Origin of the sequence: Streptomyces sp. NBC_01241 (genome assembly GCF_041435435.1) — a bacterium.
In the GTDB taxonomy this organism is placed as follows: Bacteria; Actinomycetota; Actinomycetes; order Streptomycetales; family Streptomycetaceae; genus Streptomyces.
Map to the genome: position 1 here is coordinate 3058779 of NZ_CP108494.1, position 24193 is coordinate 3082971.

Here is a 24193-nt window from a genome sequence, read left to right on the forward strand (position 1 = left end):
GCGCCCCCGGAGTGCGCTGTCTTGCTAGACGTACCCCGCACGATGCACGCTCTTCGGGATCAACGCGAAGGACCACAGCCATGCCAGTCGGACCAACCACCCGTAGACGTCAACTCGGCGCAGATCTGCGCCGTTTCCGCGAACGCAAGGGCCTCACATTGGAGGAAGCCGGGGCTCGGGTCGGCATCTCCAAGGCGACCTTGAGCCGCTACGAGACGAAGGAGGGCACGGTCAAGTGGCCAGCAGTCGACGCCCTCTGCCGTGAGTACGGCGCCTCGGATCAGGAACGTGCGTCGCTGGTCGAACTGGCCAAGGGCGCACGGATCCAGGGATGGTGGCGGTCCCTCGCGGATCCAATCCCCGAGTCGATGAATCTGATGCTGACTCTTGAAGACGAAGTGGTCAGTGAGGACCATTACGCCTGTATGTACGTGCCTGGCCTGCTCCAGACACGCGCGTACGCAGAAGCGGTTCATCGCGCCTCAGAGATGCGGTGCACGGACCAGGAAATCCACCACATGGTGGACATCCGCATGAAACGGCAAGAGCTCCTCGCTCGGGTCGAACCTCCGCACATCTGGGCAGTGATTGACGAAGCAGTCATCCGGCGCATTGTGGGTGGCCGCGCCGTCATGCGCGAGCAGTTGAAGCATCTCTGCGCGCAGGCCACCCAGCCCCACATTACGGTTCAAATACTGCCGTTCGAAGCGGGCGCTCACGCCGCAGCGGTGGGCAGTTTCGTCGTCCTCGGCGGCCCCGCGCCCGAACTTGACGTCGTGTACGTGGACATCATCGGCGGCGGGCTCTTCATGGAGAAGCCGCAGGAACTCGCGCGCTATAAATTGGCGTTCGAGTACCTGCGTGCGCAGGCGTTGGATATCGACCTGTCTGCCGCGCTCCTGAATCAGGTCTGTGGGGAGCTTTGATGGATCACGAACGCGTGCACTGGTTCAAGTCGTCATACAGCGGTGGTAGCGGCACCGAGTGCGTCGAGGTCGCGGACCTGCACTCGGCTGTCGGCGTGCGGGACTCCAAGCGGCCTGGCGGGCCCCACATAGCCGTACGCCACAGCGCGTGGTCGGGGTTCGTCGCATTCCTGCGCGCCCAGTAGGTCAGGGTCCTGAGAACTTCCACCGAGGTCAGCTTCGGTTGCCACGCCCGTCGGTGATGACGTGCACATCCGCGACGGCGTGTACGCCCGCCTCGACTGCCGCCTCCGATGACGTCAGCAGGGTGCGCAGGCGCCCAGGAGGGAGCCCCGCCGTCCGGCGGACCGCACGGGTCATGTGGGACTGGTCGGTGTAACCAAGTTCCCGCGCCAGCCCCGCCAGGTCGCGTTCGCCCTCGCTGAGGCGGTCCAGGACCCGGGCGAGGCGCAGTCGGCCGCGATGGGCGGAGAGCGTGATCCCGGTGACGGCCGTGAAGACGCGGCTCAGATGGTGCGGTGACGCGCCCACGGTCCGGCCCAGCGCCTCCAGCCCGATCGTCGGTTCGGCGGCCAGCACGGCGCGCGCGTCGTCGGTGAGACGCCGACGGGCGGCGGCGGAGGCGGGGCGGCCCGAGGCGGCGCGGGCCGGGGCGAGCCGCGCGAAGACCGCGGCCGACAACCGGGCCGTGTACTCGCCGAGTTCGAAGGAATCAGCGCCCTGGCGGGCGCTGGAGAGCAGCATCCGGTGGGCGAGGGCCAGCTCCGGCGTCACCATGACCAGGCCCTCCGGAACGGTGGGGTCGCCGCCCAGCAGGTCCGCGACCCGGGGCTCGGACAAGACGATCTCGGTGAACGTGTCGGGCCCCTGCGGATGCGCGAACTGCTGCTCGGTGCCGGGGCGTTCGACGTACACGCTGGCGGCGTCCACCACGTGCTCGACGCCGTCGACGCGGCCGCGCAGCACCCCGTCCCGCAGGAGTACCAGGCCGAACACTGGAGCGGGCTGCAGCAGCGACCAGCCGCGCGTCGTGCTGCCGCAGCGCACATCGGTGAGGTGGACGTCGTCCTCGCGCAGGTACACCCGTCGGTCCCCGGCCATTCGTCCATCGTAGGGCGCGGTCCCCTTGCCCAGGCCCCTGTGAACCGGACACGAATGTACAAGCTCCGGCGTGCCCGGCCCCCACACGATGGTGGACACCACCAAAAACCGACTGCGCAGGGGGAGCCCATGACCCACCGTCCCGTTCCGTCCGACGCGCCGACGACGGACAACTCCACGAGCCGCCGCAGAGTCCTGCTGGGCGCCGCCACCGTGGGCATCGGCGCACTCACCGCGTGGGCCGGCACGGGCGGCACCCACACGGCGGCCGCATCCCAGCGCCGCACCGGCACCGCGCACATCGTCTCCCGCCGCACAGGCCCCTACGAGGTACTGGCGCTGTTGGACGCCCACGGGACCTTCCCCGGCAAGCGGCAGGACTGGTTCCCCGACGCCGGCGACACGGACTGGGCGCGCGCGGAGCGGCTCGACCCCGCCGCCTTCGGCCCGGGCGACACGTGGGAACTCGACTTCCGCTGCTACGCCGTCCGCAGGCCCGGCGGCCGCGTCACCCTCGTCGACAGCGGCATCGGTCCGGTCGGCAGCCCGGCATCGGGCTGGGCCCCGGTGCCGGGCCACCTGCCGGCGGTCCTCCGGCTCGCCGGCATCGAGCGGGACGATGTCGACACCGTCGTCCTGACCCACCTCCACGAGGACCACTACGGCTGGACGGTCGACACCACCGGCACTCCCTTGTTCCCCAACGCCCGACATGTGGTCCAGCGGGCGGAGATCGCGGCCCTTGCCGCCGACGACAGCGCCATGACCTACGTGGTCGAGCCCCTGCGCCGGGCCGGACTGCTGCACCGTATCGACGGGCGAGTCAGAGTGCAGGGCGGCCCGGGCCGCTCGTCACTGACCGCGATGCCGACGCCCGGCCACACCGCCGGACACCAGTCCGTGCTCGTCGACGGCGGCCGGGGGCGCATCATGATCACCGGCGACGTCCTCGTGCACGCTGTCCAGCTGGCCGCGCCGAGCGTCGCGTACCGGCTGGAGAGGGACCAGGCCACGGCCCGCCGCACCCGGCAGAATCTCCTCGCCGACGCCCGCGATCGCGGCCACCTCCTGGCCACCGTCCACCTGAACCACCCGTTCCTCCGCCCCTGAGGCCGAGTGTCTTTGGTGCGGCTGGGCCGCGGAGCCTTCCATGGACTCCGCGAGCGTTGACGTGGAGTGCATGAGCCACGCCGGGCGCAGCGGACACAAGAGCTTCCGGCGCGTCCGTACGTCGTTTGCCCTGGTCGTGCCGTGCGGTTGAGCTCTCGGGTCGCACTCCCGGTCGCTTGCGGGATCAGCCTTCGCTCGGCGGAGCCGCAGGCGTCCCGTTGATCTCCGTCGTCCCTGGCGACACGCCCGGCATGAGGCAACGGCGGTCCCTGTTACCGGATGTCGTGGTCGGGGTGGGTCCGGTCGTACTGGTGCCGCGCCTCGGCAATGACCGCGCGATGGACGAGAGACCAGTCGGCAAGTGATTTGACCAGGTGGGTCAGGCTGGCCCCGGTCTCCGTCAGGCGGTAGTCGACCTGGGCCGGGACGGTCGGGTACACGGTGCGGAGAACGAGTCCGTCACGCTCCAGCCTGCGCACGGTGAGGGTGAGCATGCGCTGGGAGATGCCGTCGATTGCGCGTTGCAGTTCACGGAACCGGCGCGGCCCGCCGGCGAGCTCGACGATCACGAGTACCGACCACTTGTCGCCGATGCGGTCCAGGACATCGCTCGTGCGGACCTCGCCGAGGCCGCGGCGATCACCGCAGCGGATCCGGTACAACACACCGGGCGCATCTACGACCTCGTCGGCACGCCGATCACGGCAGCGCAGGTAGCCGACCGGCTCGGAGTTCCGCACCGCACCATCGGCCTGGGTGAGTACCGGCGCAGGCTCCTCAACGAGATGCCGCAATTGCTACCGTTCCAGCCGCCCATGCTCGCCTCGATCGCCACCGGTATCCGGCACGGCTTCCTGGACAACACCGGCCCCGACCTCGCTGACATCCTCGACCGCCCAGTCCTCGACCCACTGACTACGGCTGTCGCAGCCGCCTCCGCCACGAGTCCGGGGGCAGCCGGATAGCGGCGGGCAGCACGCACCGACCGTCCGTTCGTCCGATCGGGGACGCTCTGCGGCCGGGCCTGCCGGTCACCCGGCCCTTCACCGGCAGGCCCCGGCCGTTCGGCGACAGCACCCGGTCCGCCTGCATGACAAGTGGCCTGCCGTCATGATCGGTTCAGGCTGTCGTCTTCGCAGGCTCCGACTCCGTTGGCTCGGTCGTCGCGGACTCGTTCAGGCGTTTGCCGAGCAGGACGAACAGCAGGACGAGCCCGACCGTGAGCAGGGTATGGCCCAGGCCTGCAATCCACGGGACGGCCTCGGGCACCTTGCTTCCGAGCACGGTCTCGGTGCCGTGAACGAACATCATGCCAACGGTGATCGCGATGCCCGCGTTGTAGAACCAGAAGAAGGAGGTGAAGAGTTTCGTCCCGGACAGCTGGAACTGCTTGTCGAGGGCGAGAACGATGAGGAAGCCCAACATACCCAGAGCCAGCAAGTGGGTATGTATGACGGCCAGTTGGGTGTCGCCGTCGAAATGATGGGCCTTGGTGAACTCTCGGTAGTACAGCCCGGAGATCACTCCCAGGATCATGTAGACATGTGCCGCGTAGTACGACTTCCGCATCCTCGTTCGCCCCCTGCTGAAACGAATACCGTCCTGTCGCGGGCCATTGAAGCACCGCGAACCTGTGTGGGGCAGGAACTTTCGGCCGAAGCCACAACGGGTGCAGCGGACACAGGAGTTTTCGACGCGTTTGTGCGTAGCTTGCCGTGGTCGTGCGGTGAGCCTTCCGCGTCACAGCCCCACCGCTTGCGGGATCAGCCCTCACCCGGTTGGGCCGCAAGCGTCCCGTTGATCCTCGCGATCCGTTCCCGCCACGGGATGCGGTCGAGCTCCGGCGCGGGGGCGCCGCTGGAGGTCCCGTGCCCGGGGACCGGCAGCACGGGGCGCATTCCGTCTCGTCGGCCAAGGGGCGGAACAGGCGCTTCTCGTCCGGCCCCTGGCACTCCAGCAGTTCACGGACGGGCGGGGGCCCGTACGGCTGGGGAGTCCGAGGCTCGGGCTCGGGGAGTTTCTGGATGAGGCGGTAGCGGAGGAAGCCGACCGCCGAGCGCACGCCGTCTCGCGGGCGTTCGGACAGCAGGGCCTGACGTAGGTCGGACTCGCTCAGGCCGCGCTCCAGCCACGTGACCGCTTCCGCTGCCAGGGCGTGTGCCTCGCTGACGCCCAACGCGCAGGCGGCCCGGGTCCGCAGGCACCCCGGCCGCCGGATCGGCGCACATCACGAGAACTCGATGACGAGCACGCCCGGGACAGCGGAGATTCAGACGTCGAAGCCCTGGCGCAAGTGTCCTACGAGTCGCGCGATCAACGCCCCCTGACTCACACCGCCTCGGCCGGCACCTCCACCCGGGCCTCTGCCTCGAAGTGCATCTGCGCCCGGTCCAACAGACTGTCGGGGTCACCACCCCCTGCGATCAAGGGGTGGCTCGCGCCTGCCCGTCCCAGGGGCGTTCTCGCGTATGCGAGCCACCGGCCATCCGAGTAGATTCGGGCGGGGAGTCCGTGTGATGTGAATCGGGAGTGATCCCTCATGAGCGCCACGATGCATGCCATACGTGCCCACGAGCGGGGCGGCCCCGAACGTTATGCGTACGAGTCCGCACCGCGCCCCGAGCCGGCGGCGGGCGAGGCGCTCGTCGCCGTGTGCGCCGCCTCCATCACAGCTGGTGAACTCGACTGGGACACCACCTGGACCGACAGCTTCGACGGAACGGGCAGGGACCGTACGCCTACCGTCCCCTCGCACGAGGTCTCGGGCGTCGTGGCCGCCTTGGGCAGCGGAGTGACCGACTTCGGGACCGGCGACGAGGTCTACGGGCTGATCCCGTTCACGCGTGACGGCGCGGCCGCCGAGTACGTCGCCGTCCCCGCCGACATACTCGCCACCAAGCCGGCCACGCTGAACCACGACCAGGCAGCGGCCGTCCCGCTCGCCGCGCTCACCGTGTGGCAGGCGCTCGTCGACCATGCCGCGCTGCAACGGGGACAGCACATCCTGATCCAGGGGGGCGCCGGGGGCGTCGGCACCTTCGCCGTGCAGATCGCCGCGGCACTCGGAGGGCGGGTGACCGCCACCGCGTCGGCAAGGGACAAGGACTTCGTCACCGGCCTCGGCGCACAGCAGGTCATCGATTACCGAAACGAACGCTTCGAAGACCTGGTGCACGACGCCGATGTCGTGCTCGATCTGGTCGGCGGCGAGACGCTGGACCGCTCCTGGGCAGTCGTGCGCCCTGGCGGAATCATCGTCAGCATCGTGCAGCCGCCGGACCAGGAGAAGGCCGCCGCCCGTGGCGCACGGGGCTTGTTCTTCATCGTCGAACCCGACCGGCCCGGGCTCATGGCCATCAGCGAACTGATCGACGCCGACAAGCTCAGGCCGGTGGTGGACCGCGTCGTACCGTTCACCGAGACGCGAGCGGCCTACGAGGCCCTCGCGACGGAACACCCGCGCGGCAAGGTCGTCCTGCATGTCGACCACGGGGGCGACGAAGCCGGATAGACGACGCATCCGCCCTGCCGCGTGGCCACCGGGTGACTACCAGGTGGTGCCGAAGCCGCCGTCGATCGTGATGTCGGATCCGGAAGGCGTACATTCCCGCCTGGACCAACGCATCGAGCCTGTGGGAGGAGTGCCGCGCGTGAGTGCGTCACGTCACCCAGTTGGTCGCGGGCGAGGTCAGGCCTCAGCAGGCAGGGGTGTTGGTGTGCCGTTGATTCGGGCGATGCGTTCGCGCCAGGAGATGGGTTCGGTTTCGGGGTGGGCGGCGGCGCGGCGGCAGGAGGGGCATTCGGATTCGCCGTACAGGGGGCGGAAGACGTGGGGGTCGCCGGGGCCGGTGCATTCGGTCAGTTCGGGCAGAGGTGGGCGTTCGTAGGGCTGGTGCTGGACCGGGGGTTCGGGGAGTTTCTGGATGAGGCGGTAGCGCAGGAAGCCGACTGCTGAGCGGACGCCGTTGTCGGGGCGTTCGGGGGCCAGCAGCTGCGAGGCGACGGTGGGGTGTCAGGTCTCCCGGTGCCCGCTCAAAACAGTTCCAGGTCCTCGCCGCTGGTGTCCGCGATGACTGGCCGGAACTGGGCAGGGAGGCCGTCCAGGCGGTCAGGACCGGCCGCGGCGGCCACGGCAGGGGCCGTCTCGACCAACCAGGCACGAAACCGCTCGGCGGCTTCGCGGTAGGGGACTCGCGCCAGGACACGGTGCTCGCCGGAGGGGCAGAAGTCGACGGCGACAGTGAGCAGGCAGGAACGGGGCGCGTTCTGGCTGCCCGTCCAGGACACGCGCAGGACACCGCAGGGCTTGCGCCCGCGGGGGGCGCGGTGGGTCGGGCGCAGCGATCGGCAGGCTATGTGGGCGGTCCATGCGGCGAGGTGCGGCAGGGGCAGGGTGGTGCGTGCGCGGCAGCCGGGGCAGCGGTGCCAGTGGCGGAGCCAGTCGTCGGTGTCGGTGTGGAAGAGGCGGGTGTAGCGGTTCGCCACGCGGATGTCGTTGCTGTACAGGTGGTCGGGGCGTTCCTGTGTGTTGCAGGACTGGCAGACAGGGGCGCGGACGTAGCCGTGTTCGTGGCAGTGGTCGAGCACGGTGGCGGGCGCGGTGCGGCAGACGGCGCACGCCCACCCGGCCACCTTGCGTGAGGTGCCGGGCTTCCTGCTGAGCACCGAGTACAGCTGGCCTTCCAGCTCTTTGTTGTACGGGCGCAGTGAGGCGGTGGGGCTCTCGGGGCTCGTCGTCTGCCGACCGCCGGCGTCTCGGGCCTGCCGGGGGTGGGAGGGCGGCTCGGTGACGACTGCGCTTGCCTGGCGGGTCCGCGCGGCTTGCACCCACTGCGTTTCGGCGTGCTCGGCCGCGTCCAGCAGCCTGACCACAGCGCGCGGCAGCCACCACGTGCGCTGCGTCCCGTCGCGGGTCTGCTCCACGAGTATCTGTCGCCAGTCGATCCCCGCCAGATGGGACGGCCGGCCGTCTTCGCGTCGTGCTGCCCGCTCGGGGCCGCCCAGCTCCTGCAGTTCCCCCGTGATGCGCCGGCGCCAACGCAGCGGCGTTTCCTCGTTGCACTCCTGCCTCGGCGCCCCACGAAACGGACCGATGCGGACCAGGTCCTGCCGATCCATCCGAACCGCGTTCAGTTCCGCGGCCGCCCGGCGCACCTCAGCCTCCGGAACACTCCATTGACCGTTGCTCGCCCTCACCGTCGCCACCACATGGCCGCCGAGCAGGACGTACCCCACCCGGGCACGGGCAAGAGAGCAGGTGAATGCCCCAGAAGCCGTCGGCACAGCACTGTCGGCCGTCAAATCGGCCCACAGAGCGTCCGCGGCAACCAGGGTGATCAGGCCGCCCGTGCGACCGGGCATGACACGCTCTGACATACCGACAGGCTAACGGCCTGCAACGCGGCAACGGGTCCCAAGCGCCTCGGTCAGCCGGGCCGCCGCCCGCAACTCCATATTCCTGAGCATCTGGTTCGCCAGCACCTCCCGTGCCCATAGCCTCACCACCAGAACGTCAAGAACCGGGCAACCCGCCCTCGCGTATCAGCGGTCCCGAGCCCAGACGAATTGAGCAGCAGAGTCCCCTGGAACCTCAAAACCCGTGGTCAGCCAAGAGGCTGACCACGGGCAGAGGTCGAACGTCGAGCTCACCGACTACGGAGCACGGGGGCTCCGATACGTATCAACTCAGTGCTGCTGAGCCTTGCGGCGGCGGATCACCAGGAAGCCGCCGGCCGCGACGAGCGCTGCGGCCACTGCGGACAGCAGGGCAACGGGCGCGCCGTTACCGGTCTCGGCGAGGTCGCCCTCACTGTGTGCGGACGGCGACGACGAGGAGGGGGCGGAGGCCGAAGCCGCAGCCGAGGGCGTCTCCGTGGCGCCCTCGGGGGCGGACGAGGCGGGCGCCTCGCCCGGCTGCGTCGGGGTGGACGGGGTGACGGAGCCCGGCTCGGTGGCCGAATCCGACGGGGTGACCTCGCCGGGCTTCTCTTCACCCGGCTTGTCACCGCCCGGCTTGTCATCGCCGGGCTTCTCCTCGCCGGGCTTGTCATCGCCCGGCTTCTCATCGCCCGGCTTGCCGCCGCCCGGCTTCGAGTCGCCCTTGCAGTCGACCCAGAAGACCTTGTGCTTGGCCTTGCCGTGCTCGCCGTCGAAGTTCCAGAACAGCTTGTAGTGGCCGTCGGGCAGGGACTGGTCCTCCGAACGGAGGTGTCCCTTGCCGTCGAGCTTCAGCGAACCGGTTTTCACGGTCTCGCCCTTGACGTGGGCGGTCGGGGCCCAGGATTCGATCCGCCAGTCGACGTTCTGGCCGGCATCGAAACCGAAGGCGTCGAGATAGAAGGTGCACACGTGAGGCTCGTTCTTACGAAGCTCCTCACCGGTCGCGGCATCGTGAATCTTCACGGTGCCGTTGTCGCCGGGTGCGGTGGCGTACGCCGTAGGGGCAAGCAGCAGGGCCGCGGTGACGGCGGCCGTGAGCGTGCCTGCGGAAGCAACTGTGCGCATGGGCAATCCAACGGTTGAATGAAAGGGCTGCCGTGGGGGGTGGATCGATCAGCTTCCTGTGATCACGCACGCCCCGTCAATGCGCTTCTGACCACTTGTGTCACATGGTGCATCACTTGCCCCATTAGTCCCGCATAACGATTGGACCTGCGGGTTCCGGGCGCACTCCCGGCACCACCTCCGGCGCGATTTGACTCGCCACTACATATCGCGAAAGCTAGATGCATTCCCTCGGAGGACATGGAGAGGCGGACCGGTGGACCCCCTGGCCGTACACAAGGCACTCGCCAACCCCGCACGCCTGCAGTTCATGCGGTGGCTGAAGGAACCGTCGAAGTACTTCGACGAGAACTCCTACCGGCAGCAGGGCCTCGGCTTCCATATCGGCGTGTGCGTCGGCGACATCCAGAAGCGTGCCGGGCTGGCACAGTCGGTGGTGTCCGGCTACCTGCAGACCTTGAAGGACGCGGGGCTACTCACCTCGGAACGCATCGGAAAGTGGACGTACTACCGCCGTAACGAGACGGTGATCGCCGAGTTCGCCGCGCACGTCCGCGACGAGCTGTAGCCCGACCGCAACCCACCCCACCCCACCCCACCCGGCACCTCGCCCGACACCTCGCCCGGCACCTCGCCCGACAGCCCGCCCGGCTCCCGCGCGCCTACCCGCAAGCGCATATATCTATTTTTCTAGATTTGACGAAAGGTCTCGCAATGAGAAAGGCATCCCTCACCGTCCTGGTGCTCGCCCTGGGCGTGTTCGGGATCATCACCACCGAGATGGGCATGGTCGGCGTGCTCCCCCGGGTCTCGGCGGAGCTCGGAGTCACGCCGTCCGCCGCGGGGTGGCTCGTCGGGGCCTTTGCCCTGGTCATTGCCGTGTCCGGGCCGTTCACCACATTGCTTGCCTCCGGCGTCGACCGCAAGAAGGTGCTTGCCGCCGCGATCGCGGTGTTCGCCGTCTCCAATGCCGTCTACGCACTCACCACGCGGTACGAGGTGATGCTGGCCTTCCGCGTCGTCCCCGCCCTCTTCCATCCGGTGTTCTTCGCTGTCGCGCTCGCGACCGCCGCGCGACTGGTGCCCGCCGAAGACGCGACCCGGGCCACGACGACCGTGTTCGGCGGAGTCACCGTCGGCTTCGCCTTTGGCGTGCCGCTGACCTCGTACCTGGCCGAGCACGTGTCCCTGGCGTCGGCGTTCTGGTTCGGTGCGCTCGTCAATCTGATCGCCTTCCTCGGCATCCTGCGGTTCGTGCCGTCGATGCCTGTCGGTCAACGGGTCTCCTACAGTGCGCAGTTGAGCGTTCTCAAGCGGTCCCGGATGTGGCTGACCATCGCGTCGGTGGTCCTCGTCTTCGCGGCGATGTTCTCGGTCTACGGCTACTTCGCCGAGTACCTGGGCCAGGTCACGCACATGGACGGCACCTGGGTCAGCGCCATGCTGATGGCGTTCGGCATCGTCATGGTCCTCGGGAACTTCGCCTTCGGTGGGCTGCTGCGGCGCAACCTGATTCGTACGGTGGTCGCCTACCCCGTCCTGTGTCTGCTCCTCTACGTGCTCCTGTACGCCGTCGGCCCGCTGTCCGCGCCGATGGTCCTGGCGGTGCCGGTCTGGGGCGCCGTGCACTCCGGCGGCCTCGTCGTGAGCCAGAGCTGGCTGGGGAGGGACGCCGTCGACGCGCCCGAGTTCGGCAACAGCCTCTTCATCTCGTTCTCGAACCTCGGCATCACCGTCGGAACCGCGGTCGGGGGCTGGGTCATGGCCGCGTACGGCGCACGCCAACTCCCCTGGGCAGGAGTGGGATTCGCATGCGCCGCTTTGGTTGCCACGGTGCTGCGGCTGGGACTGGACCGCTCCGGCGCTCCGGGCGGTGCCGGCACGACGGCGCGCATGGCGGAGGCCGCCTCGCATGGCGGTGCCGGGAAGCGCGGCGACTGACGGCGGCGAACGGGGGCTGACGGCGGCGACTGGACAGCAGGGGCCGAACGAGTGGCTCGCGACCGGTCTGCGGGACGCCCGGCGGGATGATTCAGGAGACTGGCCGTCGGTGCGGAAAGCGGCTCCGGGACGGTCGCACAGATGCGTCGATTTCCGGCCACAACACAACGCCCCTTACGCTGCAACACATCGGTCACCAACGGTCGGCCGAGAGAGAAGGGCGACAACATGACCTCCGAGACCAAGACTCTCGACACCATCGAAGCCACAACTGCCGTACTGCAGGCGGAACTTCCGCGTCTGGAGCAGCACCAGCAGACCCTCGAAAAGGAACTCGCGACAGTCACCGAGCGCCTGGAGTCGGTGCGTACCGCGCTGACGGCTCTGCGTGTGCTGTCCGCTGCTCCTGTTCCCTCCTCGAACACGGAGGCGGAGGACATCCGGGCCGAGGGCAACAAGGTCGCGGACGTCCCGTCGGAGGACGTCGAGGCTGAGGACGTCACGGCAGAGACCGAGGCCGGGGCGAAGAACGTTGTCGCTCCCCGGATTCCGCGTCAGGCGCAGGCGTCCATCGACACCGCGGTCCAGGCAGAAGCCCCGCAGGAGCAGGCAGCGGCGGCGGCCCCGGCGCGCCGCACCGCCCGTAAGGCGTCCGCGTCCAAGGCCGGCAAGCAGGCTCCTGCCAAGCCGAAGACCACGCGCGGCCAGACCAAGAAGGCCGTCGCCGTCAAGGACACCAAGGACACCAAGGACACCAAGACCGCCGCCAAGCCCGCCGCCAAGCCCGCTGTGGCCACCAAGGCCACCAAGGCCGCCACCAAACCCGTCAAGGCCAAGGCGCCGAAGAAGGCGGCGCCCGCAGCACCGGCCGTCGACGACAGCGGCAACCTCACCGAGATGGCCATGAAGGTGCTGGCGACGTTCGGCGACACCCCCGTCCGCGCCCGCGAAGTCACGAAGGCGCTGGGGCGTGAGCTCACCCCCAACAGCATCAACACGGTACGCAGCACCCTCGACCGGCTCGTCGCCACCTCCCGGGCCCACCGCGCCGGCCGGGGCCTCTACCAGGCACCTGCCAACTGACACCTCCCGCAAGGGGCATCAGAAGCAATCGCTGAGAACCGCCCCCGTCACGGCCCGCAGGCCGTCACGGGGGCGAAGGCCGTCACGGGGCGAAGGTTGTTACGGGCAGGGCTGTAACCCTTCGAACTGTAGTGCTGTGGCCGGAAACGATCAGTGGGGTGGTGAGCTGCGCCCGGTCACTCCATGTGGGCGGCGATGATCCTCGCGCACTCCATGGACTCGCTCCGCGTCGTGTCCACTTCCAGGTCGTAGGTCACGCCGCGGTGGACCACGTCCGCCTGTGCGGCCGCCATGCCGGGGACCCGGTCACCTCGCGCGATCTCCCGGGCCATTGCGACGGCGCTCTCGCACCGGACGCCGACCCACAGCACCCGCAGCCCCCCGAGGGCTTTCTGCCATCGCTGCTGGGAGGCCGCGCCGCCGAGGAACACCTCGTCGACGATGACTCCGGCTCCCATCCGCGCCATCGTGGCGACGCCCTCGATCCACGCCGTCTCCAACGTACGGAACTCGGGGCCGACGATGACCTCCCCGTCGGGAGCGAACTCGATGCCCGCGTCCGACGCGCGCATGGCCGCGGGCATCGCGTCGACCAGCGTGTCGACCCCGAAGGTCAGCCACGAGTCCGGCAACACCGCCTGAAGGCACCGGGCGATCCCGGACTTCCCCGAGCTGGAGCCTCCGTTGAGCACAATCATCTGCGTCTTCATCGGGCCACGCTAAGGCTTGTGGTCCGGCATTGGCTCGGGCAGTCCTGCGTACCAGCCCTGGACGGCCAGCCAGAATCCGGCCAGCACCATGGCGACGAGCGCGACGCGGCCTGCGTAGCCGGCAACGGACGGCCTGATCCCCCATCGCCTGGGCAGCAACCACGCTGCCAAAGCGGCTACCACTCCGACGAGAACGGTCAGCGGAAGCTCCGCGAACAGCACGCTCCAGTCCGGCCCTGCTTCGAATCCGGCGCGCGCCCGGAGTTCGGCATCCGCGGCCCATCCCAGCAGCCCTACAAACCCACCGGCCAGGGCCACCCCGGTACCACTCAGCGTTTCAACGTGTTCCCTCATGATCACTAGAGACGCCGGCTGCTCCGTGGAAGTTCCCGGCGAGCCGCACGATCGGGTCGAGGCCGTGCACCCGATCACATGTGAGGCTGCTGGGGCGGAAGACTCCTGCTGCTCCGCGAAACGATCGGATTCTGGAGTCGGGCGATGCCGCCGCCCAGGTCCAGGGCCGTGGAGGACGCGTTGGCCCAATGGGCGGCCAGGCCGAAATCGCGGCGCAGACCGTCCGGGCCAAAATGGGCGCTCACCGAGGCGAAGTGGCCGTAGTGCTTGGCCGCGTACTTCAGCGCGCCGAAGCCGCCCATCGACGGCCCCCGCCTCTCGGTGGTCAACTCCGCAGGTCACACGCATGACCTACATGGCCGTCGGCAGAACCGATTCAGCAGATCCCGTCCGGGTGAAGGCACCCCACATTCGGCATGAGCCGCAGGTCAGCAGCTCACACTTGGGCCGTTTCCGCTTCCCCCGCACAAGGAGTGCCCTCATGCGTCTTCGTTCCACCGTGGCTGCCGCCTTCGGCGCGCTCGCGCTCATCGTGGCCGTGCCGACCTCGGCCGGTGCGGCCTCCGGCGACTTCACGTACACGTACAGCGGTCTCGACGGCTCTCCGCGGCTCGGCTTCCTCATCGACCCGCCGAGCCGGATGTGCGTCACCCTGCCCGAGGTCGCCGACCCCGCTTCGTCGAACCCGGCGCACACCCCGTGGAACTTCACCGACTCCAGCGCGACGGTCTTCACCGGTGCCAACTGCCAGGGCGACTACTTCACTCTCCGGCCCTACGGCGGCCACGCCACCAGCCGGCTGAAGCTCCGCTCGGTCGTCTTCAGCTGATCCCCTCCCCCGATCCGTCCGCCCCGGTACGAGCCGCGCCACGCTCGTGCCGGGGCGGTGTCGTCCACGGGAACCGGGGCGGTGTCGTTCACCGGAACGGGTGGGGTGGTGTCGTTACGGGAATGAGTCCCGGTCGTCGCAGGTTGACCGGGTATGGCGACGCCACGTGTGATCCTTTTGCTGTCCGGAAGTCTGCGCAGCGGTTCCTCCAGCGAGACCGTGCTGCGCACCGCGCGGGCCGTGGCGCCCCCGGACGTACGGACCGTTCTCTACGGCGGACTCGCGACGCTCCCGCACTTCAATCCCGATGACGACGCCGATCCACTGCCGGGGCCGGTGGCGGAGCTGCGCGCGGCGATCGACGAGGCGGATGCCGTTCTGGTCTGTACGCCGGAGTACGCGGGGACCCTGCCCGGTTCGTTCAAGAATCTGCTGGACTGGACGGTCGGCTCCACCGAGATCTGCGACAAGCCGACCGCCTGGGTGAATGCCGCGGCCCCCGGCCGTGGCCAGGGCGCGGAGGCCACGCTGCGGACGGTGCTGCGCTACACGGGCGCCGACATCGTGGAGCCGGCCTGCGTACGGGTCGCCGTGGACCGGGACACGGTCGACGCGGACGGGATCATCACCGATCCGGGCGCCCGCGAGCGGCTGGGTCTGGCGCTCGGGCTGCTGACGGTGCGGGCCGCGGAAGCCGAGCAGGAGTAGAGCAGGAGTGGGGTCCTGGCTCCGCGTGGGCGGCCTCGCGGAGTCGGCGCCCTCGCCCCGTCGGCGCTCGACCGGTCGCCCGGTGGGCGTCAGCGGTAGTCCTCCGGGTGGCCCTGCATCCAGGTGTTGATGCGGTCGCGGGTGCCGATCAGTTCGGAGCGGTGCTTCTCCAGGTTGTCCGTGGAGGTGTCACCGTTCAGCGTCTTGCGCAGGTCGCTGATCCGGGCCAGCGGCTCCTTGAAGTGGGCGGGGCCCTGACCGTCCGCCTTCATCGCCTTCTCCAGGCGCACCAGTTCGTCGTTCACCCGGCCCAGGAAGTAGGCGCAGTTCGCCGATCCCGGGGTGCAGGTGTCGTTCAGCGTCGTCTGGAGGCCTGCGAAGGCGTCGCGTACGGCCTCCGGTCTGTCAGCAGCCGCGTCGGCCATGACCGACGCGTTCACGGACGGCGCCACGTTCGGAACGTCGTCACCCGGCCCCTGCGACGTGGTCGCGCCGGTGCAGCCCACCAGGGCCGCCCCGAGAACTGCTGCCGCGGCCATGGCCGTTGCGGTGGCGCGCACATGGGTGCGGATGGACATGAGGCCCCCCTCGTCCGGATGGCCCAGACCCTACATGCCCGGGCCGGCGTCGCCGGTTCCTCACCCCGTGATCAGGGCCTGCAACGCGGGCGCGTACAGGTCCGCGATGTGTTCGGGGGTGGCGTCCGCGCCCGCGCCCTCGCGGTGGAGGCTGAGGGTGGCGCCGAGGCCGAGGAGGTGTCCGGCGATCAGTTCGGCGCGCAGGGTGGATTCGGGGCCGGGGAGGCGGGCGGCCAGGGAGTCGGTGACCTGTTCGTGAAAACGGTCGCGCAGCAGGGAGCGTTCGTCGCGGTTGCCGAGCGAGAAGACGACCCGCAGCAGCGGGTCGGACTGCAGTTCGCGGCGGCTGCGCACCAGCGTCACCACCATGTGGCGGCCCAGCATGTCGAGGGGGGCGTCGAAGAGTTCGGCGGCGGCGGGGCCGAAGTCGGCGACGGTGTTGAAGAGTTCTTCCTTGCGGCCGAAGTGCTTCACGACGAGGGACGGGCTCACTCCGGCGTCGGCCGCTATGCCCCTGATGGTCACGTCGGCGTACGGACGCTGTGTGAACGCCCGGCGCGCGGCGCGCAGGATCGCGTCCCGGCCCGTGCCCGGATCGGCGGCGGTCGGTCCCGGCACCGGTCCTGGCGCCGGCGCCGGTCCCGGTACGGTGGCCTGGCCGCTGATCATGCGCCCTCCTGAGTCTCCCGGATCTCCCGGATCTCCCGGATCTCCCGGACCGGCATCGTCCGCACGCCGTCCTTCCGGTCGCCCGCGACGTTGCGGCTCCTCCCTTCGACCGTACCCGTACCCGCCTCCGTACCCGTACCCGTACCCACCGCCTCGGGTGCACGGCCGCCCGGCAGGCACAGCGCGACCAGCAGCGCCGCGAGTGCCGCGCCCGCCGCGATCAGGAAGACCACCTGGTAGGCGTGGAGCGTCGGGGCCGTCCTGCCGCCCACCACGAACGTGATGCCGGCGAGGACCGCGGCCACCGTCGCGCTGCAGAAGGCCTGCCCGATCGACCTCATCAAGGTGTTGAGGCCGTTGGCCGCGCCCGTCTCGCCGACCGGCACGCCGCGCATGACCAGCGCGGGCAGCGCCGAATACGCGATGGCCGTGCCGGAGGCGACGACCGTCGCACCCGCGATGATCAGCCAGAGGCTGTGGCTCGTGAAGTACCGCACCACGTATCCGGCCGCGATCACACCCGCCGCCAGCGCCAGGCTGACCTTCGGGCCGTACCTTCCGGAGATCCGCGCCGAGACCGGCGAGAGCGCCACCATCATCACGCCGCCCGGCAGCAGACACAGTCCGCTGACGACGATCGAGGCGCCGAGCCCGTATCCCGTCGCCTTCGGCTCCTGCACCATCTGCGCGGTGACCAGGGAGTTGGCGTAGAAGGCGAAGCCGATCAGCAGGGCGGCGACGTTGGTGAGCAGGACGGCCGGGCGGGCCGAGATCCGCAGGTCGACCATGGGCGTCGGGACGCGGAGCTCGTACGCCCCCCAGAGCAGCGCCACCACCACGGCGGCCGCCAGCAGACCCACCGTGCGGCCCGACGTCCAGCCCCAGTCGGCGCCCTGGGTGACCGCGAGCAGCAGACAGACCAGGGCCCCGGACAGCCCCAGCGCGCCGACGGCATCGAAGCGGCCACGGGTGCGGAGCCGGGATTCCGGTACGCACCACAGCACCAGCACGATGTCGATGACGCCGATCGCACCCGAGACCCAGAACATCGTGTGCCAGTCGAAGTTCTCGACGACGAGCGCCGCGACCGGCAGCCCGACCGCCGCGCCGATGCCGAGCGTCGAGCTCATCAGGGCCACGGCGGACAGCACCCGCTCGGGCGGGAGTTCGTCGCGCAGGATGCTGATGCCCAGCGGAACGACGGCGAGCGCCGCACCCTGCAGGGCGCGGCCGGTGATCAGTACGCCGATGTGGGAGCTGACCGCGCACAGGACCGAGCCCGCCACCAGCACCATGAGCGAGGCGATGAGCACCCGCCGCTTGCCGTACATGTCACCGACCCGGCCCAGGACGGGCGTGAACACGGCGCCGGTGAGCAGGGTGACGGTGACCAGCCAGCTGGCGGCGGCCGGGGTGGCGCCGGTCAGGGCCGGGATGTGCGGGAGCAGGGGTACGACGATCGTCTGCATCACCGCGACCACGACACCGCAGAAGGCCAGCACGCCGACGGCGAAGCGGGGGTGCGGGGCCTCGTCGGTGGCGGCGGGCGGGGCGGGTATGTCCGCGGGCATGGCTCTCCGTACGGTGCTCGGCGGCAAGGGTGCCGCGCGCGGGCGCCGCACGCGAGGGAACGACGCAGGGGTGTACATGCGTTCACCCCCAGGGTAAACGCATGTGCACCCCCTCGGCGACCGTTTGTCCGGCCGCCGCGTTAGCCTCGAAGACCCGGGCTCCGGGCCCGGACGACTCGGACAAGAAGGCGAAGGTGGCTGCGATGGCGAAGGTTCCGGCAGCGGCGGTGGCGGCGAGCGGACTGGTCGGCGGGTACGCCGTCGCACGATGGACCAAGAAACGGCCGCTGGGCGGGGTCGCCCTCGCCGCCGCGGGCACGGTCGCCGCGTACCAGTGGAACCGGCAGGCCGGACCGCGCGCGGCCGTCGGGCTGACCACCGCGTACGTCGCCGCGTTCGCCGGTTCGCACCCGCTGGCCAAGAAGGTCGGCGCCTGGCCCGCCGTGTTCACCGTCGCGGGAAGCATGGCCGCCGCGTCGTGGGCGGTCACCCGCCGGGCCGCCTGAATCCCGTACGGGCGTACGGAACAGGGCGGGCCGCCTGAATCACGTACGGGCGTACGGAACAGGGGCGGGGATTCCGAAGCCCCCGCCCCTGCTGTCCGAGCTCCCCTACGCCCCCAGCGCCCGCGACACCGTATAGATCAGCAGCCCCGCCAGCGCACCCACCACCGTGCCGTTGATCCGGATGAACTGCAGGTCACGGCCGATGTGCGCCTCGATCTTCTTCGACGTCTGGGCCGCGTCCCAGCCCGCGACCGTGTCGCTGATGAGCGAGGTGATCTCCGCGCGGTACGTCGTGACGACATAGACCGCCGCGTCCTCCAGCCAGCCCTCCAGCTTGGCCTGCATCCGCCCGTCCGTCGCCAGCCGCGCGCCGAACGTCAGCAACGAGGCCCGCGCCCGTAGCCGCAGCTCGCTCTGCTCGTCGTCCGCCGCCGCGATGACCATCGTGCGTACGGACGACCAGGCCGAAGCGATGACCTCCTGGACCTCACCGCGCCCCAGGATCTCCGACTTCAGCCGCTCCACCCGCGCCCGGGTGTCCTCGTCCGTCTGGAGATCGGCCGCGAAGTCCGTCAGGAACGTGTCGATCGACGCGCGCGCCGGGTGGCCCGGCATGTCCCGCATCTCCGTGACGAAGCGCAGCAACTCCTTGTAGACCCGCTCCCCCACCCGCTTGTCGACGAACCGCGGCGTCCAGCCCGGCGCTCCGCCCTGCACCGCGTTCATCACCGAATCGCCGTGCAGCACCAGCCAGTCGTGGGCGCGCACACAGATCAGGTCCACCACCCTGCGGTGGCCGCCGTCGGCGACGATCTTCTCCAGCATCTTGCCGAGCCCCGGAGCGATCTCCACCGCGTTGGCCCGCCGGGTGATCGCCTCACCCACCACGGCCTGCACATCGGAGTCCCGCAGCACCGTCAGCGCGCCGCGCAGCGCGGTCGACAGCTCAGCGGTGACCCGGTCGGCGTGGGCCGGCTCGGCCAGCCAGGCCCCGACCCGGCCACCGATACCGAGAGCGTGTATGCGGCTGCGTACGACATCGCCGGAGAGAAAATTCTCGCCGACGAAGGAACCCAGCGACGCTCCGAGCTGGTCCTTCTTGGTGGGAATGATGGCGGTGTGCGGGATCGGCAGGCCGAGCGGACGCTTGAACAGCGCCGTGACGGCGAACCAGTCGGCCAGCGCACCCACCATCCCCGCCTCGGCGGCCGCGGCGACGAAGCCCGGCCAGCCGCCCACACCCGCGTTCTTCGCCCAGGTGGCGAGGACGTACACCAGCGCGACCAGCAGGAGGAGGCCCGTGGCCGTGGTCTTCATCCTGCGAACGCCGCGCCGCTTCTCCTCGTCGGCAGCGGTGTACGCGAACGAGGCGAGGGAGGGCGGGCGGCCGCCGGTCACCGGACGGGCCGCACCCGCCACCCGCTCCCGGGCACGCCCCTGCTGCCCCGCACCCTGTTCCCCGGGTCCGGTCCGATCGATCCGTTCCATCCGCTCCACCCGTCCGCGTACACATCGCCCCCGGTGTCCCGTACGCATTGTCCCTGCCTGACCTACTCCCGGGCCGCACGTCGAGTTCCCGACGTCCTCCCTCATCATGGGATCACCCCGACCGACCGCTAGGAGAACCACCGCTCATGCCCAGGCGCCAGCAGTACGCCCTGCACATCGCCCTCGTGGCGGGCACCGCCGTGCTCGCCGCCGGTGTGGCGTTCGCCGGATCGCTGCTCTTCACCGGCTCCGCCACCCGGTCGCAGCGGATCGCCGCACCCGACCCGTGGGGCTTCACCCGTAAGCCCGCCGCACCGGCCCACTCCACCGGCCTGTGGTTCGGCACCTGGGCAGCGGCCCCCACCGCCGGGGTGACCGACACCTACCACGGCAACGACCTGAGCCGGCGCACCATACGTAACGTCGTGCACACCAGCATCGGCGGCGACGCGGCCCGCATCACCCTCTCCAACCTCTTCGGTACGTACCCGCTGGTCATCGACCACGCCACGGTGAACACCCGCCCCGTGACGTTCCGCGGCATGGGCGCCGTGACCGTCGCCGCGGGCGGACAGATCGTCAGCGACCCGGTCCTCGTCCCGGTCGCCGCCGACGCCGATCTCGTCGTCACCCTGCGCACCCCCACCGCCGAGGGCCCCGTCACCGTCCACGAGGGCACCCACCAGACGTCGTACGTGGAGGACGAACGGGGCACCTGGCGTACCACCAGCTGGCACTACCTCACCGCCGTCGACGTGCACAACGGGGCCGCCGCCGGAACGATCGCCGTGATCGGCGACTCGCTCACCTCGGGCTCCGGCTCCACCCTCGACGCGAACAGCCGCTGGCCCGACGTGCTCGCCGACCGGCTCGGCGGCCGGTACGGAGTGGTCAACGCGGGCATCGCGGGCAACCGCATCCTGCGCGACGGCCGCGGCGTACGGGCGAGCGCCCGCTTCGACCGCGACGTACTGGACGTCGCCGGGGTGAAGACGGTCGTCATCGCGCTCGGTATCAACGACGTGCAGCAGTTCCCGCAGGAAACCGACCCGCAGCGCATCGCCGACGCCCTGCACTCCCTGACCCGGCGCGCCCACGCACGCGGGCTGCGGGTCATCGGGGCGACGCTGATGCCGTACGAGGGGTACCGCACCTGGACCCCCGCGCGCAACGCCGTACGGGAAGGGGTCAACGAGCTGATCCGGGCGGGCGGGGTCTTCGACTCGTTCATCGACTTCGACGAGGCGGCCCGCGACCCGCTCCACCCGACCCGGCTGCTGCCCGCCTACGACAGCGGCGACCACCTCCACCTGAACGACACGGGCTACCGGTGGCTGGGTTCACGGGTGGACCTCGCGGCCCTGCACCACAGCGGGCCCGTCTCGGACCAGTTCTGACGGCGGGTCCGGGGCCGGCCACGGCGAAGCCCGCGTCAGCTCTCGCCCTTCTCCAGCCGGCCCCGCCCGCGCTCCCGCTCCCGCTCCAGCGCCCACGCCCGCTCCGCGTCCTTCAGCCGCCGCCTCTCCGCCTTGCTCCGCTTGCGCTCCACGCCGACGCCGCCCATCAGCGCGAACCCGGTGACCCGCACCCTCGGGGAGTCGGGGGACGGAACTCCCTCGTCCTTCGAGCGCTCGCCGAAACCGCCCATGATGCCGACGCCCCTGACCTCCACGTTCAGCTCGGGCGGGACCGTCACCTGCATACCGCCCATGATCGTGATGCAGCGGATGACCACCTCGCGGTCCTCGAAGTTGGCCTCGCGCAGGTCGATCTCACCGCCGCCCCACATCGCGAACGCGGTGAACTTCCGGCCCACCGTCCAGTTTCCCCGGCGGCCGAAACCGCCCCAGAAAGCGAAGGCGCCACCCGACGTGGCCGGCTTGCCGATACGGTCCGCCCAGCGCACCGCCGAACCCGTCGCCGCGGCTGCCGGGGCCGGACCCAACGGGGCCACCGCCGTGCCCGGCGCCGGGAGGTCACGTACGAGCGGTTCCAGCTCCCCGTGCGTACGCGCCTTGTAGGCCGCTTCGAGCCGGTGCTCGAACTCTTCCATCTCCAGCCGGCCCTCGGCCACCGCCTCGCGCAAGATCTCGGCGACTCGCTCGCGCTCGGCATCGGAAGCGCGCATGTCAGGGAGGTCACTTGTCATGCGCTCAGCCTATTGAACGCCCACACTCCCGTCACCGATCTACTGGGCGATGGCCGACACGTACATCTTCGCGATCACGGCCTCGATGTCCGGCTCCCGCACCGACAGGTCGACCAGGGGATACTCCGCGGCGATCCGGGCGACCAGCGGCGCGGCCGACTCCGAGGCCGGGAAGGCCAGCCACTGGCGCGGCCCCTCCACCTTCACCGTACGCACCGAGGGTGCCGACTCCAGCCGGATCGGCGGGAGTTGACGCTCCAGATCGACCACCAGCGTCCGCTCGCTCTCACCCACCTCGTGCAGCCCGGCGAGCGCACCGTCGTACATGAGCCGGCCGTGGTCGATCACCATCACACGCTTGCAGAGCTGCTCGATATCCGTCAGATCGTGGGTGGTGAGCAGCACGGTCGTACCGCAGTCGGCATTCAAGTCCCGCAGGAATCCACGGACTTTGGCCTTGGACACGACGTCCAGGCCGATCGTCGGTTCGTCCAGGTACAGCACCTCGGGATCGTGCAGCAGCGCCGCCGCGATGTCCCCGCGCATCCGCTGCCCGAGCGACAGCTGCCGCACGGGCACGTCCAACAGCTCGCCCAGGTCGAGGAGTTCGACGCAGCGGTCCAGGTTCTCGCGGTAGCGGGCGTCGGGAATCCGGTACATCCGGTGCATCAGCCGGTACGAGTCGCGCAGCGGCAGGTCCCACCAGAGCGTGGTGCGCTGGCCGAACACCACACCGATCCGGTGTGCCAGCCTCGTCCGCTCCCTGGACGGGTCGATGCCCGCCACCCGCAGCCGGCCACCGCTCGGGGTGAGAATGCCGGTCAGCATCTTGATCGTGGTCGACTTCCCGGCACCGTTCGGCCCGATGTAGCCGACCATCTCGCCGCGCGCGACGCGGAAGCTGATGGAGTCGACCGCCCGCACCTGGCGGCGTTCACCCCGCATGAAGCCGGTCCTGCGACGCACGTCGAAGACCTTTTCGACGTTGTCGAGCTGAATGAAGTCGGTGCCGCTGCCGGTGTCGACGTCGGTTTTCATGTCGTCCAGTACCCCTGCCGTTGTGTTCGCCCTGCCCTGCCCTGCCGCGCTTCGGTGTTTCATCAACTGCCCGTACTGCGGTACGCGCGCAGCCCCACGCGCCAGGCCAGGCCCGCGAGCAGCCAGCACAGGCCCGCCACCACCGGAGGCAGGAACGCCACCCAGTCCGGCAGGCCCAGCGGATAGTCCCGGCCCAGCACGTACAGCGCGGGCAGCCAGTTCACGAACGCCAGCGGCACCACGAACGTCACCCCGCGCACCAGGTCCTTCGCGAAGATCGACGGCGGGTACTGGAGCAGCGTGTTCCCTCCGTACGTGAACGAGTTCTGCACCTCCGAGGCGTCCTGGGCGAAGAACTGGAACGCCGCCCCGGCCACGAACACCGCCGCGAAGATCGCCGCCCCGCTCAGCAGCATCAGCGGGATCATCACCACCTTCAGCGGCGTCCACGCGATGTCCAGCGTCACCAGCGCGTACCCGAGCACCAGCCCGCCCTGGGTGATCCGCCCCAGCCTGCGCAGCGCGAACCGGTCCGCCGCGACCTGCGCGAGCACCGGCACCGGACGTACCAGCAGCGTGTCCAGCGTGCCGTCGCGCACCCGCCGCCCCAGCCGGTCCATCGACCCCAGCACCAGGTCGGCGAGGCCGAACGCGGTGCCCGCGGCCCCGTACAGCAACGCGACCTCCGGCAACGTGTAACCGCCCAGCGCGTCCACGTGCGAGAACATCAGCAAAATCGCCACGAAGTCGAAGGCGGTCGCCGCGAAGTTCCCGAACGCCGTCATCGCGAACGAGGCGCGGTACGCCATCGTCGAACGCAGCCACATCGCCGCGATCAGCCCGTACGCCCGAACTCCCTCGACCAGCCTCGACCGCTCGACGAACACCACTTCGGGCGCATCCGCCACCCCGGCCCCCGCCGCCGCCT

26 protein-coding genes and 1 pseudogene are annotated in these 24193 nt (G+C 70.0%); 12 read left to right on the plus strand and 15 right to left on the minus strand.

Annotation, left to right across the window (positions count from 1 at the left end; all coding sequences use genetic code 11):
• Window positions 1-80 precede the first annotated feature (80 nt).
• The gene (locus OG306_RS13320; RefSeq protein WP_371665330.1) at window positions 81-926 is read left to right on the plus strand and encodes a helix-turn-helix domain-containing protein; all 846 of its coding nucleotides are present in this window, start codon (window positions 81-83) and stop codon (window positions 924-926) included.
• On the plus strand, window positions 926-1111 hold the full coding sequence (locus OG306_RS13325) for a DUF397 domain-containing protein (protein ID WP_371665331.1): 186 nt from the start codon (window positions 926-928) through the stop codon (window positions 1109-1111). The genes OG306_RS13320 and OG306_RS13325 overlap by 1 nt, the downstream gene beginning before the upstream one ends.
• 28 nt (window positions 1112-1139) lie before the next feature.
• On the opposite strand, the gene OG306_RS13330 is transcribed toward OG306_RS13325, so the two are convergent.
• The gene (locus OG306_RS13330) at window positions 1140-2027 is read right to left on the minus strand and encodes a helix-turn-helix domain-containing protein (protein WP_371665332.1); all 888 of its coding nucleotides are present in this window, start codon (window positions 2025-2027) and stop codon (window positions 1140-1142) included.
• A gap of 129 nt (window positions 2028-2156) precedes the next feature.
• On the opposite strand from OG306_RS13330, the gene OG306_RS13335 reads away from it, so the two are divergent.
• The gene (locus OG306_RS13335; RefSeq protein WP_371665333.1) at window positions 2157-3137 is read left to right on the plus strand and encodes an MBL fold metallo-hydrolase; all 981 of its coding nucleotides are present in this window, start codon (window positions 2157-2159) and stop codon (window positions 3135-3137) included.
• A 272-nt stretch (window positions 3138-3409) separates the two neighbouring features.
• Here OG306_RS13335 and OG306_RS13340 read toward each other — a convergent pair whose 3' ends face one another.
• The gene (locus OG306_RS13340; protein ID WP_371666233.1) at window positions 3410-3802 is read right to left on the minus strand and encodes a winged helix-turn-helix transcriptional regulator; all 393 of its coding nucleotides are present in this window, start codon (window positions 3800-3802) and stop codon (window positions 3410-3412) included.
• Window positions 3803-3922: 120 nt separating this feature from the next.
• Here OG306_RS13340 and OG306_RS13345 point away from each other — a divergent pair, with 120 nt between their 5' ends.
• A complete protein-coding gene (locus OG306_RS13345) occupies window positions 3923-4102 on the plus strand; it encodes a hypothetical protein (protein ID WP_266906575.1) in 180 nt (59 codons plus the stop codon).
• 154 nt (window positions 4103-4256) lie between these two features.
• Here the strand turns inward: OG306_RS13345 and OG306_RS13350 are convergent, their stop codons facing one another.
• Window positions 4257-4706 (minus strand): DUF2871 domain-containing protein, encoded by a 450-nt coding sequence (locus tag OG306_RS13350; RefSeq protein WP_266746399.1) that lies wholly within the window; start codon window positions 4704-4706, stop codon window positions 4257-4259.
• Window positions 4707-5676: 970 nt separating this feature from the next.
• On the opposite strand from OG306_RS13350, the gene OG306_RS13355 reads away from it, so the two are divergent.
• Window positions 5677-6648 (plus strand): NADP-dependent oxidoreductase, encoded by a 972-nt coding sequence (locus OG306_RS13355; RefSeq protein ID WP_371665334.1) that lies wholly within the window; start codon window positions 5677-5679, stop codon window positions 6646-6648.
• A gap of 521 nt (window positions 6649-7169) precedes the next feature.
• Here the strand turns inward: OG306_RS13355 and OG306_RS13360 are convergent.
• Both OG306_RS13360 and OG306_RS13365 read right to left on the minus strand, forming a co-directional pair.
• Window positions 7170-8513, minus strand: coding sequence for an endonuclease domain-containing protein (locus OG306_RS13360; RefSeq protein WP_371665335.1), 1344 nt, complete (start codon window positions 8511-8513; stop codon window positions 7170-7172).
• Between the two features lie 309 nt (window positions 8514-8822).
• Complete coding sequence (locus tag OG306_RS13365; protein ID WP_266906569.1) at window positions 8823-9641, minus strand: LPXTG cell wall anchor domain-containing protein; 819 nt, start codon at window positions 9639-9641, stop codon at window positions 8823-8825.
• Window positions 9642-9897: 256 nt separating this feature from the next.
• On the opposite strand from OG306_RS13365, the gene OG306_RS13370 reads away from it, so the two are divergent.
• The 3 genes from OG306_RS13370 (at window position 9898) to OG306_RS13380 (ending at window position 12665) form a co-directional block, all read left to right on the plus strand.
• Entirely contained in the window at window positions 9898-10209 is a 312-nt protein-coding gene (locus tag OG306_RS13370; protein WP_266746404.1) for an ArsR/SmtB family transcription factor, read from the plus strand.
• 146 nt (window positions 10210-10355) lie between these two features.
• Window positions 10356-11582 carry an MFS transporter gene (locus OG306_RS13375; RefSeq protein ID WP_266746405.1) on the plus strand — a complete coding sequence of 409 codons (1227 nt, stop codon included), beginning with the start codon at window positions 10356-10358 and terminating at the stop codon, window positions 11580-11582.
• Between the two features lie 228 nt (window positions 11583-11810).
• Window positions 11811-12665, plus strand: a complete 855-nt coding sequence (locus tag OG306_RS13380) for a hypothetical protein (RefSeq protein WP_266746406.1) — start codon at window positions 11811-11813, stop codon at window positions 12663-12665.
• A gap of 176 nt (window positions 12666-12841) precedes the next feature.
• On the opposite strand, the gene cpt is transcribed toward OG306_RS13380, so the two are convergent.
• From cpt to OG306_RS13395, 3 genes and pseudogenes are all read right to left on the minus strand, one after another.
• The gene (cpt, locus tag OG306_RS13385) at window positions 12842-13375 is read right to left on the minus strand and encodes a chloramphenicol phosphotransferase CPT (RefSeq protein WP_266746407.1); all 534 of its coding nucleotides are present in this window, start codon (window positions 13373-13375) and stop codon (window positions 12842-12844) included.
• 9 nt (window positions 13376-13384) lie between these two features.
• Window positions 13385-13729: a hypothetical protein gene (locus tag OG306_RS13390; RefSeq protein ID WP_266746408.1), complete on the minus strand. Its 345-nt coding sequence runs from the start codon at window positions 13727-13729 to the stop codon at window positions 13385-13387.
• Window positions 13730-13875: 146 nt separating this feature from the next.
• A pseudogene (locus tag OG306_RS13395) lies at window positions 13876-14040 on the minus strand (alpha/beta hydrolase-fold protein); the annotation flags it as partial.
• A gap of 170 nt (window positions 14041-14210) precedes the next feature.
• Between OG306_RS13395 and OG306_RS13400 the strand changes: the two are divergent.
• Both OG306_RS13400 and OG306_RS13405 read left to right on the plus strand, forming a co-directional pair.
• Window positions 14211-14558 (plus strand): hypothetical protein, encoded by a 348-nt coding sequence (locus OG306_RS13400; RefSeq protein WP_266746409.1) that lies wholly within the window; start codon window positions 14211-14213, stop codon window positions 14556-14558.
• Between the two features lie 153 nt (window positions 14559-14711).
• On the plus strand, window positions 14712-15266 hold the full coding sequence (locus tag OG306_RS13405) for an NADPH-dependent FMN reductase (RefSeq protein ID WP_266746410.1): 555 nt from the start codon (window positions 14712-14714) through the stop codon (window positions 15264-15266).
• Between the two features lie 89 nt (window positions 15267-15355).
• On the opposite strand, the gene OG306_RS13410 is transcribed toward OG306_RS13405, so the two are convergent.
• Genes OG306_RS13410 through OG306_RS13420 form a run of 3 tightly spaced genes read right to left on the minus strand, consistent with a single transcriptional unit; the run spans window position 15356 to window position 18084 of the window.
• A complete protein-coding gene (locus OG306_RS13410) occupies window positions 15356-15844 on the minus strand; it encodes a hypothetical protein (protein WP_371665336.1) in 489 nt (162 codons plus the stop codon).
• 60 nt (window positions 15845-15904) lie between these two features.
• Window positions 15905-16513, minus strand: coding sequence for a TetR/AcrR family transcriptional regulator (locus tag OG306_RS13415; protein WP_371665337.1), 609 nt, complete (start codon window positions 16511-16513; stop codon window positions 15905-15907).
• Window positions 16510-18084, minus strand: a complete 1575-nt coding sequence (locus OG306_RS13420; protein WP_266746413.1) for an MFS transporter — start codon at window positions 18082-18084, stop codon at window positions 16510-16512. The genes OG306_RS13415 and OG306_RS13420 overlap by 4 nt, the downstream gene beginning before the upstream one ends.
• A 203-nt stretch (window positions 18085-18287) precedes the next feature.
• Between OG306_RS13420 and OG306_RS13425 the strand changes: the two genes are divergently transcribed.
• Window positions 18288-18590, plus strand: a complete 303-nt coding sequence (locus tag OG306_RS13425) for a hypothetical protein (RefSeq protein ID WP_266746414.1) — start codon at window positions 18288-18290, stop codon at window positions 18588-18590.
• A gap of 105 nt (window positions 18591-18695) precedes the next feature.
• Here OG306_RS13425 and OG306_RS13430 read toward each other — a convergent pair whose 3' ends face one another.
• Window positions 18696-20078, minus strand: a complete 1383-nt coding sequence (locus tag OG306_RS13430) for a DUF445 domain-containing protein (protein ID WP_266746415.1) — start codon at window positions 20076-20078, stop codon at window positions 18696-18698.
• A gap of 146 nt (window positions 20079-20224) precedes the next feature.
• On the opposite strand from OG306_RS13430, the gene OG306_RS13435 reads away from it, so the two are divergent.
• Window positions 20225-21475 carry an SGNH/GDSL hydrolase family protein gene (locus OG306_RS13435; protein WP_266746416.1) on the plus strand — a complete coding sequence of 417 codons (1251 nt, stop codon included), beginning with the start codon at window positions 20225-20227 and terminating at the stop codon, window positions 21473-21475.
• Between the two features lie 35 nt (window positions 21476-21510).
• Here OG306_RS13435 and OG306_RS13440 read toward each other — a convergent pair whose 3' ends face one another.
• The 3 genes from OG306_RS13440 to OG306_RS13450 all read right to left on the minus strand — a co-directional run bounded on the left by OG306_RS13440 (window position 21511) and on the right by OG306_RS13450 (window position 24173).
• Window positions 21511-22206 (minus strand): DUF1707 SHOCT-like domain-containing protein, encoded by a 696-nt coding sequence (locus OG306_RS13440; protein WP_266752190.1) that lies wholly within the window; start codon window positions 22204-22206, stop codon window positions 21511-21513.
• A gap of 60 nt (window positions 22207-22266) precedes the next feature.
• Entirely contained in the window at window positions 22267-23265 is a 999-nt protein-coding gene (locus tag OG306_RS13445; RefSeq protein WP_371665338.1) for an ABC transporter ATP-binding protein, read from the minus strand.
• A gap of 62 nt (window positions 23266-23327) precedes the next feature.
• Window positions 23328-24173: an ABC transporter permease gene (locus OG306_RS13450; RefSeq protein ID WP_266752191.1), complete on the minus strand. Its 846-nt coding sequence runs from the start codon at window positions 24171-24173 to the stop codon at window positions 23328-23330.
• Window positions 24174-24193: the final 20 nt, after the last annotated feature.